Here is a 19,018-nt window from a genome sequence, read left to right as displayed (position 1 = left end):
GGCCGCCGCCGCACGAGGCGCTGAACGCGAGGACGCCTGGACCGAGTGGGCCAGGCGTCCTCGCACTGCCGGGATCGACCCGGCACCCGACAGGGCTGCCACCACCACCTGGACCGACTTCCTGCACTCCCAGGCCCACGCGCTACTGGCCGCGGACTTCATCGAGACCGTGACGCTGACCGGAACCCGGATGTACATCCTGACCGTGATCGAACACGCCAGCCGCCGGATCCACGTCCTGGGTGTCACGGCGCACCCGACCGCCGCCTGGGTCGGCCAGGCCGCACGCAACCTCGTGATGGATCTCGAAGACGCCGGCTGCAAGGTCAGGTACCTGATCCGTGACCGGGACGGCAAGTACCCGGGCATGTTCGAGGCGATTCTGGCCGACGCGGGGATCAAGGTCGTGCTCAGCGGTATCCAGGTGCCCCGCATGAACGCGATCATGGAACGGTGGGTGCGGACCTGCCGCCGCGAGTTGCTGGACCGCACGCTGATCTGGAACCAGCGGCATCTGGTGCAGCCGCTGGCCGAGTACGAGCGGTCCTACAACTTGCATCGGCCCCATCACGGGATCGCGAACGTGCGGCCGCTGAAGCCGCTGCCCGAACCGATCACCGACCCGGACCAACTCGCCCGGCTCAACATCCGCCGACACGACCGCCTCGGCGGTCTCCTCCACGAATACGAACACGCCGCCTGAGCTGCCCGGATGGCATTCTCGGCAGCTACACCACCAGTCGGACAGAGCCGGAACCAGCACCACCCGCCGAGCCCGGAGCCCCCTCTTTGGCCGGCGGGCCGAGAACAGAGGCTGCGATAACCATCCAGTCCCGCCTAGCCGTACGCCGCGTCCGCCGGCGCCGATCCGCCGGTCACCGCAAAGGCCCCGTCGCTGGCCGCCAGCGCGGCCAGCCCGACGCCCAGCGCGGCCAGCAGCGCCACTCCCCGGGCGCTCACGGGGTCACCACCAGCTGCAGGAGCATCGTTTCGGGGTTGTCGTCGCTGATGCCGTGGCCGACCTGTGTGCTGCCCGACGGGTTGATCGTCACCGGGGGCAGCTGGCCCGCGTCGGTGCGCACGATCGCGGTCGTCTTGTGCCCGGTGCCCGACCGCTGCCCGCTGCTGGGCCGACGCCGCCCGATTCGCCCGCCACGCACCGGGCGACAGAGCGCAGGTCATCATCGCCGGACACGCCTTCATGCAGAACCTCCGACGCGGCCACTACGAACTCGCCGTCGACGCTCCGCGGGCTACACGGGTGGCTGCGGCGATCGCCGAGCTCGCCCAAGCGATCTGACCGCAGCCGAATAGGGGATCAACACGTACGTCGATCCCGCAACGGCGCCGGCCAACCGGCGTGTCGACCGGCCACCGCGCAGCGGCCCCGAGGGCCTCGTGGCGGTCCGCCGCTCGGGCGCCGCAGGCTACCGCTACGACCTCTGGCTGCTGGAACGCCTCGCCGACGCGTGTTGAAAAGATCTCCTTGCGCATTCCGCACGCAGATCGTTTGATGTCCCGGTGTCCATACGAGAGTACGGCGCGGTGCTCGCGCTTGTCGCATTGTGCTCGACCGCCGGCTGCGCCAAGTTCGACTCTCCGGCCGCCTCGCCGTCCTCGGCCGGGTCGCCCTCGCCGTCGGCCGCCGCGCCGCTCGTGCCCCAGGTCGGCCAGTGCTTCGAGCACACGCTGGACGCCGTGATCATGACCCCGGTCGCGACCGACTGCGCCAAGGACCACGTGGCCGAGATCGCCTCCATGGGAGCATTGAACCTCGGCGCGGCCGGCCGGCCGAAGCCCGGCGCCCCGGAACTGGCCCCGGCCGACGCCGAGTGCCGCACGAAGGTCGCCGCCTACGTCGGGGCCCCGCTGGGCCGCCGCGGCATGACCTACGAGGTGGGCCTGCCGACCTCCGCCGACTGGGACGGCGGCCAGCACTGGTTCGCCTGCGAGGTCATCGTCGTGGACTCCTTTCCCGGCATTCCGCAGCTCGCGACCGTCGACGGCTCCTACGCCGCAGGCAAGACGGCCCCGCTGCCGCGCTGCTTCACCCTCGACCATTCCACGCACGACCTGAGCCCCGAGGACTGCGCCAAGCCGCACAGCGCCGAGTACGTCGGCGCGGCCAGCCCGGCCTATGGCAGCCCGTCGCCGAAGAACAAAGACGACCCGGCAATGGACGCCTACCAGGTCGCCTGCCGCGACGAGATCGCCGGCGAGATGGGCGTCACGGCGAAGACCCTCGACGCGACCTGGGGATACAACTTCTGGGCGGGCAGCAACCTCGAGCAGTCCGGCGTCGCCGTGGCGCAATGCTACTTCGTGCTGTGGAACGGCAAGACCATCACGGGCTCGGTCTTCGGCACGAAGGGCAAGAACATCCCGAAGGGCTAACGGCGCTGCTCGAGTACCTGGCCCGGCCAGGTGCCGGCCGTGAAGGTCTCCGAGGGCGTGAGGCCCTGGCGCTCGTACCAGGCGACCAGGGCCCGGTCGTCGCCGGCGTAGCAGTCCACGCGCAGCAGCGGCAGGCCGCGTCGCACGGCCAAGGCGCGGGCGGATTGCGTGCAGACGGTCAACGAGGGCTCGCGCGGACTCGGTGAAGACTGGCCGCGTAAGAGCGATCCGCGGCGGCCCATTCGGACAGTTCTAATATCCGGCGTAACCAGTTGTCTTGTCGTGCAACTTGTCGTTGTCTGGGTGGTGCATCGTCGGTGGCCGTCCGCCGCAGCCGAAGGTCTGGTTCAGGCCTTCGGCTGCGGCAGGTAGCGATTCTCGATGCTCAGCCCGCGGAGCAGGGCTCCCGCCAATTGGCCGGTGAGCGCGTCCGGCGTGGTGAACAGCGCAGCGGTGTCCGCGCTGAGGATCCGTTCGTAGATGTCGTCGTCGTACGGCGGCACCGTGTCCTCGTCACCGTTCTCCAGGTGGTCGTAGGCGATCGCGCCTCGGATGCCGGTGAGGCGTAGGCCGATGCCCCAGGGGCCGTCGTATTCGGCGTAGCGCTGCGCGAGGTCGCCGGCGAGCCGGAGTGTGCCGTGTACGAGCCCGATCACCAGGGCCGGCAGGATCACGCGTTGCAGATCGGGCACGCTCGTATCCCCGAGCCGACGCCACCTCGGGGGCGCCATGGCAGTCGCACGGCCGCAGATCACCCCGATCTGGCCGTTCTCCGCGATCTTCACGACCAGCAACTGGTCCTCCCGGACCGAGCCGTCCTCGCGCACTCCGCTCTCGCTGACCATGCCGTTGCTGCGGCGCCGCCACATCCCCTTACCGAGATCAGGGGAGAAGGACGATCCGCCGCGGGCGGTGAGCGCACGCTGGATCGCGGCGTTCAGCTCACCGGCCGCGGTCGAGCTGCTGACCTCAGCGAGCGCGTCCACCGCCGTGCCCGCAGGGTGGACGACGAGGAAGAGACGCCCGTTCTTCCGTCCGGCGGTGTCCGGCGTGGGATCGCTCGTGGCGAGCTCATCCAGCAGCGATCTGATGTCGGCCGCAGTTGGAGGGGAGACGCGCACGGGCGCGGCGACGGCAACGCTGAACGCGGCCGGTCGTTCGGCGGAGTCGATCACGTCCGGCGCTGCGACGGCCTCGCCGGGCACCAGCTCGGCGAGCAGCGCGAACATCACCTGCGCCGAGGCTCGGGCGGCGAACTGCTTGTAACGGTCGTCCTTCTTGGTGTCGGCGTGATCCATCACGCCCTTGGCGACCAGCCAGGGCAGGCGACGCTGTTGGGCTATGGTCGCGACCGTCGCGGCCTCCATTTCGATCGCAGTGATCTTCCGGACGCCCATCGCCTCTAGATCCGCCCATTGTTTGGGGTCGGAGATGACCGAGCTGCCGCTGGCCATGGGGGAGGCCTTGACCCGGAACGGCAGTTGCTGCGGGCCGTCGACGTCCTCGTAGAGCCGCTGTTGCACACGATCGGTCCCGGCGGTAGTCAGCGTCGGCCTGCCGGCCGCGTCACGGACGATGAAGCCGTCTTTCTCGAGACGGTCCAGGCGCGGCTTCCAGGTCCCCGCCGGGAAGTAGGCTTCGCGGGCGGGATGGTAGCGGGGCTGCTGATCCCGGTGCAGTTGCTCCAGGACCCACAGCATCGCCTCCTCGTCGGTGGCGTCGCCGTAGCTCGGCAAGCCGGTGGGATCGAACTCCTGAGCGGCACGCAACCAGGCGACATCCATCGAGAGCTGTCGGTGATCGCCTTGGAAGCCTGCCGGTGAGCGTTTGCCTTCATCCCACTCGTAGACCGGCTCACCGACCACGACGTCACCCAGTGCCGTCTCCTCAGGATTACCGGCGCACACTCCGGACATGGCCAGCGCCGCCGGACGCAGACGGTCGGCGATCGTCGCGGCGAACGTCCCCGTCACCCGGCCGCCCATCTGGGTCGGCCTGGCCAGCGCCACGGTGAACCGGCGTCCACCGGCGATGCGGTACTCACCCCACAAATACGGCAAACCGTCCTGACTCCGAGGCTCCCACCGGGCTACGCCAGAACCCGCCGGGCCGGTGGCCAGTGCGGCATCGCGAGCCGCCTCGAACTCTTCCCGCAACGCCGCGATGATCAGCACATCGACGCGGTTTGCGGTTCCTCCGGATCCTTCAGGACCGTCAGCGTGCGACTCGCGTCCGGCCGAGGCGGCAGAGTCGACAGCGGGGGCGGGCACGTCACCGGATCCTTGTGTCGACGGCGCTGCCTGCGCCGGGTTGGGCGCTGTCGGCCCGGGATCGGATTCCCAGAACTTTGGTCGCAGCTCCCAATACCTGTCCAGATTCTCGACCTGCCGGAACCTGCGAACCTCCCGGCCGATCGAGGCCTGCCAGGAGGCAGACCCGACACCCCCGAAACCGGTGGATCCCCATTGCTCCGTCACAAGGAGCGCACCGAGCCGATTGAGCACCTCCTGGTCCTGCGCCGACGTGAGGCCGAGTAGCTCCGCTGCGTCGGTAGCGGTCAGGACCGGCCGCAGATGAGGGTTGTCGGTCGGCGGGTCGAAATCGCGTTCCAGTTCGACCGCGTGGCGCACGATATCGAGGAAAAGACCAAGCTCGCGCTGTGCCCGTCCGGTCGCCGCGGCGCCCGCGATCGTCAGCCCGACCCGGGTTTCCGTACCGATAAACACGTTGCTGCCGTGGCCGACGCCGTAGAGGAGGCCTGGCGGCATCCGAGGAAGCAACTGTGCCGCGTCGAGGTCGTGCTCTCGGTTAAGCCGCTGATCGAGCTCGTGGAACGTGGGCCAGCGGCCATCGCGGACCAGGAAGTCCCAGATCGCCGTCAGAGCGAGCTTCTGGGCATCGTCGGCCGGCTCGGGCATCGTCACAACGCGATTGTCCGCCAGCGCGACCTGCGCCGGTGACCCACCCTCCACCACGCCATCGTAGAGGTCGTCGAGCGTGCGCCGGCCTCCCTCGCGGGCCTGTCGGCGCAGCGCCGACCGGTAGTGCTCCCGAACGTCGTCGTCCATCGCCGGCTCCAGCCCGGACAGCCAGCCCGGCGGCGGGCTCACGTGATCCACACAGGCGCGGATGGCCGCTCCGGCAAGGTCGGGGTCCCTGCTGAGCAGGCCGCTGACCAGGCGGTACCGATCGGCGTCGGGCGCGGCCCGCACGGTCGCCACGATCGCGCCGTACCAGTGCCGGGCCATGCGTTCCCGCCAGCGAGTGGCCTCGGGCTGGTCGGCGTGCAGACGCCGCGCGACGTCCAGCAGCAGGTCCACAGCGGTCGCCTTGTCGGGCAGCCGGCGGATAAGGTGGCCGGTGTCGCGTATGCAGGCCGCAAGGGCGATCCGGTCGGCCTCCTTGCGCAGGTCGTAACCGGACTCCCAGAGCAGTTCGAACACCCGCCGGGCCGCGGCCCGGCGGGGCCCCGGCGTGCCGGGCAGCGGGGACAGGCGCGAGCGCGCAGCGATGAGCGCCTCCCGGGCGATCATCGCGTGCGTCCGCCGCAGTGATGCGCCGCGATCCCGCGGCTTGGCGCCCGCGCCGGCGCCGGCCGGCGTTCCGGCCAGCGACCTGTGGAGCGCCTCGTCGAGCTCGTCGACCAGCGCCGCCGGGTCGCAGTCGGCCCAGTCCGAGGACCGGACGCAGCAGAGCGCGAACTCGAGTACGCCGGTCAGGACCGGACCCGCCGCCCGGGACACCGCCGCGGCGACGTGGTCGACCTCCGGCGGGATGTCGATCAACCGCTCGACGAGCAGCCGCCAGAGCACATAGCCGTCGTGCGGGTCATGTTCCGGACCGGCGCTGGTCAGCCGCCGGCGGAGGGCGACGAGGCGATCGTGCTGGTCGGGCTGCAGCTGCACCGTCGCGATCGTCGACTCGCGAAGCGCCCGGCATAGGTGGCCGACGTCGCCGGTGGCCTCGGCGTGGTCCACGAGGTGGGCGAAGGCGTCCCGGGCCTCGGCCGCTGGCGACACGGCCACGACGTGCAACCGCTGCAACACCTTGGCGAGCTGCCTCGGCGGGATGACGCTGCGGCCGAGCACCATGTCCCGCATCACCCGCCGGGCGCCGGGATGGTCCGCCAGCGCCGCGAAGACCAGCAGGGGCAGCAGCGCCGACCGATCCGACCACGGCTGATCCGGCACGTCGGTGGGCAGCGCCGCCAGCAGTTGCCGGCCGCCCACATCGGCGCCGTGCAAGGCATTGACGAACAGCATCGGCATCGGCCGGCTGCCATCGGGGCCACGCTGGGCGGGCAGCAGTCGCAGCTGCCGCGCGGAGATGTCGCGAGCCACCACCGTGATCGGTGCCGCGTCGGCACCCGCCAGGACCTCGCCGAGCAGCGCGCACACTCCCTCCTGCCGCTCCGGGTCCCGCTCGGTGAGGAGCGCTTCCAGATAGGCCCGGGCCTCCGGCGCCGCCAGGCCGGCCGCGGCGCGGGCGCACGCCCGCAGCTCGGCCCGCCGTCCCTGGACGGTCCACGCCGATGCGATCGCCGGATCCTCGCCAGGACCGGGCCGGTCGCGGATTGCCGCCCAGGTGTGCTCGAGCAGCTCGGCCGGGGTCAGCGCGGCCAGCATCTCGCCGCGCAGGAAGGCGTACTGGCGTTCCAGCTCGGCGGAGGTCTTGGTGCTGGCCAGCCGCCGCATGGTGGCCGTCACCGGCCCGGTCACCTCGACGGGTAGGACCGTGTGCTCGGCGATCGAGGCGAGCAGCTGCACGATGCCGGCCATCGCGGCGACGTGCGCCGGCCGCGGCCGCGTGGACCGGGGGTCGGCGGAGTCACCGGCGAAGGCCGCGAAGAACGGGAGCAGCTGCTCGGCGCACCACGCCGGGTGCGCGGTCCGCAGCGGATCGAGCAGCTGCAGGTGGAGGCTCTCCCGGCCGATCTCGGCCGGGGTTTGGGCGAGCAGCCACCGCAGGCAGCCGTGCTCCTCGAGGAAGCCCCGCGTGTCCCGCGGGAAGACCGGCGCGGCCCGGGCGAGCGCCCGGAGCACGTCGAAGCCGAGCCCCGGATCGCCGCCGGTGCCGGTCACCCGGGACCAGAGCAGCCCCAGCTCGGCCCGCACGCGCTCGAAGCGCGGATGCCGCGTCGACGGCAGCAGACGCAGGTAGTGCCGGACCGTTCCGGCGTCGCAGGTGGCGAGGATCTCGGCGGCCCGCGCGCGGACCGGCAGGGCCGGGTGGGACAGCCGGGCATACGAGCGAAGCCCCAGCAGCTGCAGGTGCGCATCGCCGTCGAACCAGGTCAGCAGCGCCTTCCGGGCGAACGAACCGGGCAGCCGAGGGTCGCGCCCGGCCAGGAGGACCACCTGCGCGGCCACCTCGCCGACGAACAGGTCGTGCGAGTCGGCGGCCGCGTGGCCGACCAACCGGTCCGCCGGGTCGCGGCCGCGCCCCACCACGCCGCGCGCCGCCACGTACTCGAAGAAGGTCTGATGGAAGAACCGGTGCAGCCGGCTGTCGCGGGGCTCCAGCAGCACGCCGCGCGCCCGCAGCTGGTCGATCGCCGTGCGGACCTCGCCGGGCGTCGTCGCGGTGAGCGGGGCGGCGCGCTCGGCCAACCGGGTGACGTCCGCCTCGATGCTGCCGTCGGTCAGCATGACGAAGCCCGCCGCCTCCGCGTACGGGGTCAGATCCGGACCCTTGGCGGTCCCGTCGGGGCCGCGGTCGTCATGGTGGATGCGGCGGCTCCAGTACTGTTCGAACAGGCCGATGGCATCCACGTCCTCGGGTGGGTCATCCGGGACGAAGAGCTCGAACAGCAGGCGCAACTGCAGCGGATTGCGCGACAGCTCCCGGGCCGGCAGCCCGCGGACCGACGCGTCGCTCACCCGCGCCGCGGCCTGCGCGGCGCGGTCCGGCGGATAGAACGCCCTGGCGTACGTCGTGATCGCCGTGGCCTGCTCGACCGGGGTGAACGCCTCCAGCCGTACACCCGAGATCGGCGCCGCGTCGTCGTCGTAGTCGATGGTCAACCAACGCGACTCCACCGGCCGGCTGGTGACCAGGGTGGGCACCCGGTGGCCGGCGGCGGTCCGCAGGAGCGACCGCACCAAACGGCGCGTCGCGTCCTGCCGCAGCAGCAGGTCGAGCGTGTCCACCAGCAGGATGAGCGGCAGACCGTCGCGCCGCCCTTGGGCCAGGGCGGCGGCGACGGCGTCGACCGTGAGCACCGCGGGCCGCTCCGGGCCAGCGAGCAGGGCCGACGCCGGCACCACCAGCGGCTCCCGGCCCAGCGCGGACAACAGTCCATGCATGCGCCACACCATGGCGGTCTTGCCGTGCCCGGCGTCGCCGACCAGCGCGGTGACGGATGGCTGGGCCAGCCGCTCCACCAGGCGCAGCTCGGTGCTCTCCCGGGCGACGTACACCCCCTCGCTGAGCCGCACCACGCCGCCGCCCAGGTGCGAGACCAGGACGTCGCTGTCCGCGATGTGTCCGGCGGAGACCTCCCGGAGCAGCGCCAACGCGCGGGCACCGGCCGAGTTGCCAAGATCAGTCACGTTCGCTCCAGTATTCGCTCTACGGCCACGTTATACAGACCGAGGCATCGGTGGAGTTCACGTTCGCGACGTGACCGCCGGCGGCGTCGCCCACGGCGTGCCGGTCGCGCAGGAGTGCGTCGAAACTGGTAGACGGCGCAGTCCGGGACTGTCATTCGGGTTCGCGCGCGCGTCGCCGGACGGGGGCGGCCCGACGCGGGCGGACAACGCCGCCCCGGTCAAGAAAACCGGTAGCGCCGACGACCATGGAAGAATCTTCTTGTGACGTCGGAACCGCGGTGGGCAACGGCCAGCCGGGGCGGGGTCTATCTGCTCGTCTCGCTGCTCACCGGCGTCGTCACGGTGCTCACGCTGCCGCTGCTGTGCGTGCCGCGGCTGGCCCGGCTCTGGGCGGGCGTGCACCACGACCGCGCCGGCCGCATGCTCGCGACAGCGTCGACGGCACCGCCACCGATCCGTCGCCGGTGGGCCGAGCCCGCGCCGGGACGCACGCTGCGCGCGCTGCTCTGGCTGCCGGTGAACGCCGTGACCGGACTGCTGTTCGGCCTGCCCGCCCTGCTCTGCGTGGGCAACATCGTGGTCGCGGTGATCGCCACCTCGCTGTGGTGGGCGTTCACCCCGGCGGAGCGGCCCCGACTGTTCGTCGACGTCGCGGTAACCGGCTGGACGACGGCGGTGGCCCTCGGTCCGCTGCAGATGATCATTCTTTCCTTCGTGGGGTACGTGGCATTCGCCCCCCTCGCCCGCGCACACGCCCGGATCTGCGTGGCGGTGCTGGCGCGCTCGACCAACGACCAGCTCGCCGAGCGGGTCGCCGAGCTCACCCGCACCCGCGCCGACGTGCTCGACGCCCACGGCGCGGAGCTGCGCCGCATCGAGCGGGACCTGCACGACGGCACCCAGGCCCGGCTCGTCGCCATCGCGATGCGCCTGGCGGTGGCCCGGCAGGCGTTCGACGACGACCCGCGCGACGACGCGTTCGTGGCCGGGCTGCTCCGCGACGCCCACGAGGGCACCGAGGCGGCGATGACCGAGCTGCGGGAGGTGATCCGGACGGTGTACCCGCCGATCCTCGCCGACCGGGGACTCGACGGTGCGCTCAGCGCCGTCGCGGCGGGCTGCGCCGTGCCGACCCGGCTGGACATCGGCGCGCTCGAGCGGGTCCCGGCGGCGATGGAGGCCGTCGTGTACTTCGCCGTCGCCGAAGCCCTCACCAACGTCACCAAGCACAGCCGGGCCACCACCGCCCGGGTCCGGGTCGGCCGGACCGCCGACCGGCTGACGGTCGCCGTCACCGACGACGGCATCGGCGGCGCCGACGACCGGCGGGGCACCGGCCTCGCCGGGATCCGCCGCCGGGTGCTCGCCTTGGACGGCACCGTCGCGGTCGACAGCCCGGCCGGCGGACCGACCACGATCACGATGGAGCTGCCGTGCGGGTGGTGATCGCCGAGGACAACGTGCTGCTGTCCACCGGCCTGGAGCTGTTGCTGGGCCGGGCGGGCTTCCAGATCGCCGCCGTCGCCGAGGACGCCGACGCGTTCCTCACCGCCGTGCGCGAGCATCGGCCCGACGTCACGATCGTCGACGTCCGGCTGCCGCCGTCGTTCCGCGACGAGGGCATCCGGGCCGCGCTGCAGGCCCGCCGGGAGCGGCCCGGCCTGCCGGTGCTGGTGCTGTCGCAGTACGTCGAGCAGCAATACGCCGCCGAGCTGCTCGCCACCACCGGCGGCGGGGTCGGCTACCTGCTCAAGGACCGGGTCAGCCGGGTCGAGGAGTTCGTCGACGCGCTGCGTCGCGTCGCCGCCGGCGGCACCGCGATGGACCCGGAGGTGATCGCCCAGCTGGTGCAGCGTGCCGGCGACCCGATCGCCGTCCTCACCGCCCGCGAACGCGAGGTCCTCGGGCTGATGGCCCAGGGCCACGACAACACCGCGATCGGCGTACAGCTCGTCATTACCGACAACGCCGTGCACAAGCACATCGGCAACGTCTTCGCCAAGCTCGGCCTCGCCGTCACCGACAGCGGACACCGCCGGGTCCTGGCCGTGCTCGCGTACCTCAACGCGGCGGGCCGGACCGCCAGCGGCTGATCCGGCCCGCGCGCTCTTCTTGGCGCACGCCGATCGCGGCGGCCTTTATTCGCGCACGCCGATCGCCTCGACGGGCCGGGGCCGCATGGCGATCCGGGCCGAGGTCATCACGGCGGCCCAGCCGAGCAGCGCGGCGACCCCGACGATTCCCAGGTACGCCAACGGCGGCACGGCCGGCAGCAACGTCCGGGTCAGCGCGAGGCTCGTGCCGACCAGCGACGGGATCGCCGCGAGGGTGCCGATGAGCACGGCGGTCACCACGATGATCCGGGTCTCGCTGCGCATCATCGCCCGCACCTGCCGGCGGGTCGCGCCGACCAGCCGCAGCAACGCGAACTCCCGGAACCGGGCCGCGGTCGCCATCACCAACGTGTTCACCACGGCGATCGCGAGGTAGCCGAGCAGCACCGCGTTGAGGATGAGCCCGACCGCCGACTCGCCGGCGGCCGCCTCACGCTGCGCGCCGACGAACGCGGCACGGTCGCTCACCCGTACCGTCGGCAGCCCCGCCACGGCCGACCGCAGCGCCGCACCGACCACCCCGACGTCGGCGCCCGGGGCCGCCGCGACGAGCACCGCCAGGTCCAGCCGGTCGGTGGTGTGCGCCAACACGACGTCGTGCGGCAGCGTGACGTCGCCGAGGCCGAGGCCCCGCTCGTAGATCGCCACCACCGTCGGGGTGACGGGCGTGCCGTCGCCGAGCCGGAGCGTGACGGTGTCGCCGAGCGCGACGTCGAGGGTGCCGGCCGCGATCCGGCTCAGGGCCACGGTGTCGCCGCGCAGGGCGTCGAGGTCGCCGTCCAGTACCCCCGGATCCAGGGTCGTGGTGAGCCGGTCGGCGGTGATCCCCTGCGCCGCGTAATGGCGCCACTGCACGTCCTCGCCCGAGCGGAAGGTCACCAGGGTCCGCGTGCGCACCACCGGGGTCACCACCGCCACGCCTGGCACGCGACGCAGCGTCTCGGCGAGCTCCGGCGACACCCCGGCCGACGTGGACGTGACGACGAAGTCCGCCCGCAGCGCGTCGGCGGCCTGGTCCTGGGCGGCAGCGCTGGCCGTCGTGTCGCTGAACAGCTGCCCGGCGGCCAGGGTGATGCCCATGATGAGCGGCGTGGTCGCCGCGGCCAGCCGGCGGGCGTTGGCGTGCGCGTTGGCCGTCGCGAGGAACCCGCTGACGCCCGCCCTCCGGTTCAGCCACGGGCCGAGCACGGTGACGGCGCCGGCAAGCAATTTCGGCCCGAGCAGCCCGACGGCGAAGATGAGCAGGAACGCGGAGAAGGCGGCGCTCTCCGCGGCCCCCTCACCGCGCAGCCGCAGCGGCGGCACCAAGGCCATCGCCAGGCCGGCCGGGATCAGCAGTACCCCGACGGTCAACCGGAGCCGGCCGAGCCGGGGCGGCTCGAGGACCGCCTCGCCAAGCGCGTCCACCGGCCGGAGCCGGGCCGCCCGCCGGGCCGCGACCCAGCTGCCCAGCCGGGCGCCGATCAGGCACAGCACGACCGAGACCAGCACCGGCAGCGGGCCGATCGACAGCGTGAAGTCCGCCGGGATCGCACCGACCGCCACGAACGCCGCCCGGAACGCCAGACTCAGCCCGATCCCCGGCACCACGCCGAGGACCGCCCCGAGCGTGCCGACCACCATCGTCTCCGCGGTGATCATGCGCAGCACCTGCTTCGGGGTCGCGCCGATCGCCCGCAGCAACGCCAGCTCCCGCAGCCGCTGCCGGACCGACAGCGCCAACGTGCTGCCCACCACGATCATGATGACCAGGACCATGCTGCCGCCGAACGCCAGCGTCAGCTCGCTGACGAACGACCGGGTGCCGCCCAGGTCGAGGAACTCGGCCTCGCTGCGCTCGCGTCCCTGGTACACGACCACGTCGGGCACCGCCGCCCGGATCGCGTCGGCCACCTCCTCGACGCCGGCTCCGGGTAGGAGCAGCACCCCGATCACCGCCACCCGGTCGGCCCGCCCGGACAGCTCCCGGACTCGCTCGTCGACGAAGAACACAGCCGGCTGCCGGGACGCCCGACCGTCCGGCAGGCGCACCTCGCCGCTCACCCGGAACGTCGCGACCGTCGACCCGACGGCGAGGCGGACCGTGCCGCCGACGGGGACGCCGGCCCGCTCGGCGAGGGCTGCGTCGAGTACCACATCATCAAAGGCTGTCGGGGGACGACCGGCGCTCATCGTGAACGGGCCGAGCACCGTGGACCCCCAGCCGTGCCCGCGCGTCGCGGCGTCGCCCAGCACCGCGCCGTCGGCCGTCAGCAGGCTCACCGCGACACTGACGTCGGCGACCGCAGCCCGCACACCGGGCACCCGCGCCACGTCGGCGATCCTGTCGGCCGGCAGGGTCGCCCGCTCGACGAACCGCGGGTCCACGTCGTCGGCCACCGGCATCGCCTGCGGGGCACCCACCACCAGCTCGGCGGCGCGGTACCGCTCGGTCGGCACCCCGGACCGCTCGGTGCTCTCCAACAGGATCCCGCAGGCGGTGATCACCGCCGAGCCGAGCAGCACCGCGACGAACGCCGCGACGAACCCACCCGTGCGCCCCCGGACCGTGCTCCAGGCCAGCGCCAACATGCGCCGGCTCACCGCTCCCCCAGGTGGGTCATCCGCTCGGCGACCTGTTCGGCCGACGGGCGGTGCAACTCGCCCGCCAGCCGACCGTCGGCCAGGAACAGCACCCGGTCGGCCTGCGCGGCAGCGACCGGATCGTGGGTGACCATGAGCACCGTCTGCCCGAACTCGTCGACGATCCTGCGCAGCAGCGCCAGCACCTGCCGGCCGCTGCGACTGTCCAACGCGCCGGTCGGCTCGTCGGCGCAGACCAGATCGGGCCGGGTGACCAGCGCCCGGGCGATCGCCACCCGCTGCTGCTGCCCGCCGGAGAGCTGGCTCGGACGGCGATCGCGGAGCTCGGCCAGCCCGACCGCCGCGAGCACCTCGCTCAACCGCGCCGGCTCGACCGACCGCTCGGCCAACCGGACCGGCAGTGTCACGTTGTCGGCCACACTCAACGCACCGATCAGGTTGTACGCCTGGAAGACGAACCCGATCCGGTCCCGCCGCAGCTCGGTCAGCTCCGTCTCGGACCGCCCAGACAGCTCGGTGTCGCCCAGCATCACCCGGCCCGACGTCGGCCGGTCCAGCCCTGCCGCGCAGTGCAGCAGCGTGCTCTTGCCCGAGCCGGACGGGCCCATCACCGCGGTGAACGTCCCCCGCCCGAAGCTCGCCATCACCGCGTCCAGCGCGCGGACCCGCTGCTTCGCCGGGCCGTACTCCTTCGACACCGCGTCCAGGCGCACCGCGTCGGGCGACGTCACGGCGGTCTCGGCCGGTCGTCGCGACCCGGCCCTCGTAGTTCTCATGTCCATCGAGGCTAGGCACGACGACGGCCCGGACCGATACCCCGCGCCACCGGAGTCGGACTACAGCCAGCTGTAGTGACCGTCGAGCGTTCTCACGTCGACGGCGCCGGGCATGGCGACGATCATGCCGGGTTCGCCGACGCCGTTGCCACTACCCCGGATGTGGTACCGATGACGCGATCGTGCACGGCCCGGGTCCGCGGGGGCGACTGGCGCTCTACGCGGCGCGGGAACGGGTGGTGCTATGCGCTCAGGCCGCCGCCGCGGAGTGCGTCGAGGAAGCGCACTGCGGCGTCGGTGTTCTCCAGCCGCCAGATGAGCAGGACCCGGTTGAAGGCTGTCGCTGTGGCGTGCTGGCGGCGCAGAGCGTCGCGGACCGGCGTGAGGATCGCATGCTGGGCGGCGAGGAGGTCGGTGGTGTCGCGGCCACCGATGTTCGGATGTCCGATCGTGCCGTCAACGCCGAGCCGACGGCTACGCCTCGTCACCGGCGCCGTACCACTCGGCCTCGCCGCCGTCGGTTTCGTGCTGCGCTTCCTGGTGCGCACGGCGGCTGCCCCTGAACGCCGCCCAAGGTCAGGACGTGGACGGCCGCGGGCTGGCGTTGGGGCTGTCCTGCCCGGTTGGCCCGAGGTAGTAGGCCTCGACGTCCCACGCGGTGATGCTCTTCGGCCGGTCGACGGCGATGGTGACCGTGCCGTGGTCCTGGTTGGCGACATCACTGCCGCTCGCCGGAATCCAGAAGCCCGAGAACTCCCACCGGTCGGAGCAGCGCCATCCGAAGGTCATCTTGAACGGGTACGGGGTACTCACGGCGGTGCGGAACTCGCCGGTGCCCGTGCAGCGCACCCGGAGGCGGAGTGACCCGCCGGCGGGTATCGAGACCTCGACGTGGCTCTCGCGGTAGACCGTCGAGCTCCACGCTCCGGCCAGATGGTCGTACGAGCCCGGCGTCTGGTCGGTCTGGGGTGTCGGGGCGGCCGTCTGGTCGGGCCCCGGTGCCGAGGCGGCCGCCCGGTCCGGCCCGGGTTCCGAATCGGACGACCAGGGTGAGCTGGTGCACGCGGCCAGCCCAAGGAGCGCGGCGGGAGCCGCCACGACCGCCGATCCACGCAACCGCCCAATGCGCTGCCCCCGCATGGCGACAGGGTACAGGCGACCGGCAACCCTCATCGCCGTGGTGGAACGTCGCCGAGACCACCGCGAGGCTGTCGGCCAACATCAACGACTTCGCCCTGGTCGCGCTCCTGGGCCTGCTCGGACTGCGGATCTTCGAGACGTGCGGGTCGAGCGTCGCCGACCTCGGCGAGGAACACGGCCACCGCGTGCTGCGGGTCCGCGGTAAAGGGGCAAGGTCGTGCCGATCCCGCTGCCACCGGCCGTCGCTCGCGCGATCGACCGTGCCGTGGATGGACGCACCGAAGGACCGATCCTGCGCAACACGCTCGGCGGCCGGATGGACCGCCACGCCGCATGCCGCCGGCTCCGACACCTGGCCGCAGCCGCCGGCGTCCGCATGCCGCGGATGCACCGTCAGGGCCCTTGACTCGCCCGCATTCGGGGACGGCGACCATGCAACCCACTTCTGGCCCGCAGTGCTCGACCGGTGGCTCTACTGATCGATGCAGACGTCCTCTTCTGCCGCCGTTGGTGCGCGATAGCCGGCCTGAGCCCATCACGGGCTGTGACCAGCCTCGGCGAAGCCGAGGCTTCCTGTCCTGCCGGTGAGCGGTGAAGTCCGCTCCGCGCTCATCGATCGTGGTCTGCCCGCCGGGTAGGTTCGAGCGATCTGCTGTGGACCGCCGAGCAGCGTCAGACCTAGCCACAGCCGAGGTCTCGACGGTCCGGCTCGAAGGCGATTTCGAGCTGGTACTGCGGTGAGTCGTTCGATCCGTGCAGGGTGAACCGGACTTGCTGGCTGTCGAACCGCTGGTCGGCGCAGACCAGCGCGGCCAGGCCGTCGGCCGCGACGCTCCACCCGCCGTCTTCGAGCAGGCCCCGGTAGTACGCGATCACCGCGTCCCGGGTGACGGACTGGTCGGCGGCAACCGCGGCCGACGCGATACCCGAGTGATCGCTGTCGCCCTCGCACGGCGCCGCGTGGTAGCTGCCCGTGCGGGTCAGGCCGGGCCGAAGCCTGGTGAGGACCGGGCTGGCCGCGAGCTGTTCGGCAAGCCGCCGGTCGTGTTCGGTGCACTCGGGGACGGCGAACGCCGACAGCATGGGCGACACGCCCATCCACGCGATCGTCCCCAGGGCCACCACGATGACAGCGGTCGTCACCGCCGCGGCGGCGACAGCCCATCGCAGCCACCGTTCCGGCGGCTCAGCTGCGTCCGCGGGATCCCACACTCGGACATCATTGAGCGCAACAGGCGACCGGTCAAACCCCGCCCGGCCATCGTTTCTGTGTTCGTCGCCGCTCGGCGGGGTGTACGACGTTGCGATGTACGGAGAGTCGGCGCGCTCAGCCGGCGCCAGACTTCATCGTCCCGGCCGCCCGCTGCGAACAGGGCGGGACATGAGACAGGGCGACGGGCTCGAGACGTACGAAGCGCCGTCAAGGACCGTCAATCGTCGTGACAGATCGACGACGACGGTCCCCCGTTGGGATGACACAGCAGATCGGCGTCCGCCGTATCACGCCGACACTCATCCTGTGGACGCCGCCAGTCGCGGCACACTTCAGGTGTGCCAGCGATGACCGAGAACGAAGCGATCGCCTTCCTGGCGGAGGAAAACCACACCGGCAAACTCGCCACGGCCGGGACGACGGGCGACCCGCACGTGGCGCCGATCTGGTTCATCGTCGACGGCCCTGACATTGTCTTCAGTACCGGCCGTGACTCTGTGAAGGGGCGTCACCTGCGCGCCAATCCCAGAGCCGCGCTCACCGTCGACGTCGAGCAGTTCCCGTACGACTTCGTTGCGGTGCGCGGCGGCGTCTCCATCGCCGAGGATCCGTCGGACCTGATCACCTGGGCCACCCGGATCGCCGAACGCTACGTCCCGGCCGGGGAGGCGGAGACGTACGGTCAGCTCAACAGCCAGTCCGGCAACTTGTTGTGCCGGCTGCGTATGAACCGGGTCGTCGGGGTCCGCGACATCGCAGCGATCTAGAGCCCTGGCGACGGGACGGTTCAGTCCGAGGAACTCGCGTTCCTTGCCTCGACACCGGCCGCACTCGACGGTCGACGAATGCACTTGACACCGCCGCGCGCTCAGGTGTAGCCGCGCTGTCATGCCGCTGAGATGCGCTCGGCGGTGGGCCGAAGGGCGTTGCCGACGGTAACTGGCCCTCACTCAGCGGAGCGCTGCGACGGCTTCTACCTCGACGAGCTGGTCGGGGTAGCCGAGGACCGCGACCCCGAGCAGGGTGCTGGGCGCATCGTGGTCGGCGAAGTGCCGGCGGACCACGTCCCATGCCGTGACGAGGTCGGTGCGGTCATGGCTGGCGACGTAGACGGTCGTCTTGACCACATCGGTGAGGGTGGCGCCGGCGGCCGCCAACGCCGTGCGAAGGTTCGCCATCACCTGTTCGGCCTGCCCGGCCACGTCACCAACGGCGACGGTCGCGCCGGCCTCGTCGAGCGGGCAGGCACCGGCGGTGAACACCAGCCGCCGGACGTCGGAGGCCACCGCGGCGTAGGCTCCTCAGCGGCGACATTACCGGTCCATGGCGCGACTGGTAGTCAGGCTCGGTCCTCATGCACGAAGCGCTAGATCAGTTTCTGACTGGTGCACGCTCATGGGGTGGACGGGTGCGGTGAGTAGCGAGTGACCGTTGCGCTCTGTTCGTCACTACGACCGGCCATGCCGCGCGGGACGGCACACGATCGCGCCGACGCCCGTCCAGCATTTCAACGCGGCTGGCAAGGTTGGCATCGGCCTGCCAGGCCCGCCGAACACCGATCGGAAATGCCGTCTCAGTGGTGCTGCCCGCCCGCCGACGTGCCGTGATCTCGGTCGGACGGCGACCGGACGTCCCACCGCAGCGGGTCAGACGAACGCTCGAGCTTGGGGGCGCGGTCGATGCCCCGCCGGACGGACTCCGGGAAGGTGTCGGTGTGCACGTCCGCGGCGAAATCGCACGGCAGGAACTTCGCGATGGCCTTACCGATCTTCACGCCGATGTAGTGGTCGAGGTCCGGCTGCCGGGCTGCGCGCAGCAGCGCATCGAGTGCCCGTAAACGTGCGCCATGTCGGTCCTGCTCGAGGTCATGATCCCGCACGGCACCTCCGGGTCCGGCGGAGGAACTACCCGGGCACATCCAGGCACTTCGCTCGTCTGACAGCACCGTGCGTCGCGCGGCGCTGAGCGAGTTGGCGGGTGCCGTCGTGCATCAGGGCACCCGATGGCAGTTCAGCGCCCACGTTGTGCCGTTCCTCGTGCTGTTGGTCGACGATCCCGCGACCGCTGACCGGCGTACGCTCACGGCGTTGTTGCGGCATGTGGGCCTCGGACCGCGTGACGATGATGACCTGCCGTTCGATCCGGATACCGCCTTCGCCCGTTGCCCCGCAGCTGGCGGTGGGCCGCCGCGCTCACCGCCACGATCGTGACCGGCGCCGTGCTCGGCGCCGCCGGGCCGCTGCTCAA

Annotated in this window: 16 protein-coding genes and 1 pseudogene; 6 read left to right on the top strand and 11 right to left on the bottom strand. The window is 71.9% G+C overall.

Going from position 1 to position 19,018, the window contains the following annotated elements:
• Positions 1-190 precede the first annotated feature (190 nt).
• Positions 191-703, top strand: coding sequence for an integrase core domain-containing protein (locus ACQEVU_RS16300; protein WP_433324233.1), 513 nt, complete (start codon positions 191-193; stop codon positions 701-703).
• A gap of 134 nt (positions 704-837) precedes the next feature.
• Here ACQEVU_RS16300 and ACQEVU_RS16295 read toward each other — a convergent pair whose 3' ends face one another.
• Both ACQEVU_RS16295 and ACQEVU_RS16290 read right to left on the bottom strand, forming a co-directional pair.
• Complete coding sequence (locus ACQEVU_RS16295; protein WP_433324231.1) at positions 838-960, bottom strand: hypothetical protein; 123 nt, start codon at positions 958-960, stop codon at positions 838-840.
• On the bottom strand, positions 957-1,082 hold the full coding sequence (locus ACQEVU_RS16290) for a hypothetical protein (protein WP_433324229.1): 126 nt from the start codon (positions 1,080-1,082) through the stop codon (positions 957-959). The genes ACQEVU_RS16295 and ACQEVU_RS16290 overlap by 4 nt, the downstream gene beginning before the upstream one ends.
• 92 nt (positions 1,083-1,174) lie before the next feature.
• On the opposite strand from ACQEVU_RS16290, the pseudogene ACQEVU_RS16285 reads away from it, so the two are divergent.
• A pseudogene (locus ACQEVU_RS16285) lies at positions 1,175-1,300 on the top strand (IS6 family transposase); the annotation flags it as partial.
• 221 nt (positions 1,301-1,521) lie between these two features.
• Entirely contained in the window at positions 1,522-2,394 is an 873-nt protein-coding gene (locus ACQEVU_RS16280; protein WP_433324227.1) for a septum formation family protein, read from the top strand.
• On the opposite strand, the gene ACQEVU_RS16275 is transcribed toward ACQEVU_RS16280, so the two are convergent.
• Both ACQEVU_RS16275 and ACQEVU_RS16270 read right to left on the bottom strand, forming a co-directional pair.
• Positions 2,391-2,546 (bottom strand): hypothetical protein, encoded by a 156-nt coding sequence (locus ACQEVU_RS16275; RefSeq protein WP_433324225.1) that lies wholly within the window; start codon positions 2,544-2,546, stop codon positions 2,391-2,393. The two genes, ACQEVU_RS16280 and ACQEVU_RS16275, sit on opposite strands and share 4 nt — an antisense overlap.
• A gap of 195 nt (positions 2,547-2,741) precedes the next feature.
• Complete coding sequence (locus ACQEVU_RS16270) at positions 2,742-8,945, bottom strand: hypothetical protein (RefSeq protein ID WP_433324223.1); 6,204 nt, start codon at positions 8,943-8,945, stop codon at positions 2,742-2,744.
• A gap of 261 nt (positions 8,946-9,206) precedes the next feature.
• Here ACQEVU_RS16270 and ACQEVU_RS16265 point away from each other — a divergent pair, with 261 nt between their 5' ends.
• On the top strand, positions 9,207-10,391 hold the full coding sequence (locus tag ACQEVU_RS16265; protein WP_433324221.1) for a histidine kinase: 1,185 nt from the start codon (positions 9,207-9,209) through the stop codon (positions 10,389-10,391).
• The gene (locus ACQEVU_RS16260) at positions 10,379-11,038 is read left to right on the top strand and encodes a response regulator (protein WP_433324219.1); all 660 of its coding nucleotides are present in this window, start codon (positions 10,379-10,381) and stop codon (positions 11,036-11,038) included. Before ACQEVU_RS16265 ends, ACQEVU_RS16260 begins: the two co-directional genes overlap by 13 nt.
• 45 nt (positions 11,039-11,083) lie before the next feature.
• On the opposite strand, the gene ACQEVU_RS16255 is transcribed toward ACQEVU_RS16260, so the two are convergent.
• The 5 genes from ACQEVU_RS16255 to ACQEVU_RS16235 all read right to left on the bottom strand — a co-directional run bounded on the left by ACQEVU_RS16255 (position 11,084) and on the right by ACQEVU_RS16235 (position 16,770).
• Positions 11,084-13,642 carry an FtsX-like permease family protein gene (locus ACQEVU_RS16255; RefSeq protein ID WP_433324217.1) on the bottom strand — a complete coding sequence of 853 codons (2,559 nt, stop codon included), beginning with the start codon at positions 13,640-13,642 and terminating at the stop codon, positions 11,084-11,086.
• A complete protein-coding gene (locus tag ACQEVU_RS16250) occupies positions 13,639-14,418 on the bottom strand; it encodes an ABC transporter ATP-binding protein (protein ID WP_433324215.1) in 780 nt (259 codons plus the stop codon). The genes ACQEVU_RS16255 and ACQEVU_RS16250 overlap by 4 nt, the downstream gene beginning before the upstream one ends.
• Positions 14,419-14,660: 242 nt before the next feature.
• Positions 14,661-14,906 (bottom strand): hypothetical protein, encoded by a 246-nt coding sequence (locus ACQEVU_RS16245; RefSeq protein ID WP_433324213.1) that lies wholly within the window; start codon positions 14,904-14,906, stop codon positions 14,661-14,663.
• 88 nt (positions 14,907-14,994) lie between these two features.
• On the bottom strand, positions 14,995-15,558 hold the full coding sequence (locus ACQEVU_RS16240; RefSeq protein ID WP_433324211.1) for a hypothetical protein: 564 nt from the start codon (positions 15,556-15,558) through the stop codon (positions 14,995-14,997).
• 678 nt (positions 15,559-16,236) lie between these two features.
• Positions 16,237-16,770: a hypothetical protein gene (locus tag ACQEVU_RS16235; protein WP_433324209.1), complete on the bottom strand. Its 534-nt coding sequence runs from the start codon at positions 16,768-16,770 to the stop codon at positions 16,237-16,239.
• A gap of 348 nt (positions 16,771-17,118) precedes the next feature.
• Here ACQEVU_RS16235 and ACQEVU_RS16230 point away from each other — a divergent pair, with 348 nt between their 5' ends.
• Positions 17,119-17,538, top strand: coding sequence for a PPOX class F420-dependent oxidoreductase (locus tag ACQEVU_RS16230; protein WP_433324207.1), 420 nt, complete (start codon positions 17,119-17,121; stop codon positions 17,536-17,538).
• Positions 17,539-17,721: 183 nt separating this feature from the next.
• On the opposite strand, the gene ACQEVU_RS16225 is transcribed toward ACQEVU_RS16230, so the two are convergent.
• Both ACQEVU_RS16225 and ACQEVU_RS16220 read right to left on the bottom strand, forming a co-directional pair.
• Positions 17,722-18,057: a RidA family protein gene (locus ACQEVU_RS16225; RefSeq protein ID WP_433324205.1), complete on the bottom strand. Its 336-nt coding sequence runs from the start codon at positions 18,055-18,057 to the stop codon at positions 17,722-17,724.
• A gap of 287 nt (positions 18,058-18,344) precedes the next feature.
• Positions 18,345-18,650 (bottom strand): hypothetical protein, encoded by a 306-nt coding sequence (locus ACQEVU_RS16220; protein ID WP_433324203.1) that lies wholly within the window; start codon positions 18,648-18,650, stop codon positions 18,345-18,347.
• Between the last annotated feature and the right edge of the window lie 368 nt (positions 18,651-19,018).

The sequence above is a fragment of the Dactylosporangium sp. CA-139066 genome, assembly GCF_050936175.1.
Taxonomy (GTDB): domain Bacteria; phylum Actinomycetota; class Actinomycetes; order Mycobacteriales; family Micromonosporaceae; genus Dactylosporangium.
The sequence above is the reverse complement of the archived record's forward strand: the minus strand, read 5'-3'. Positions and strand labels throughout refer to the sequence as shown.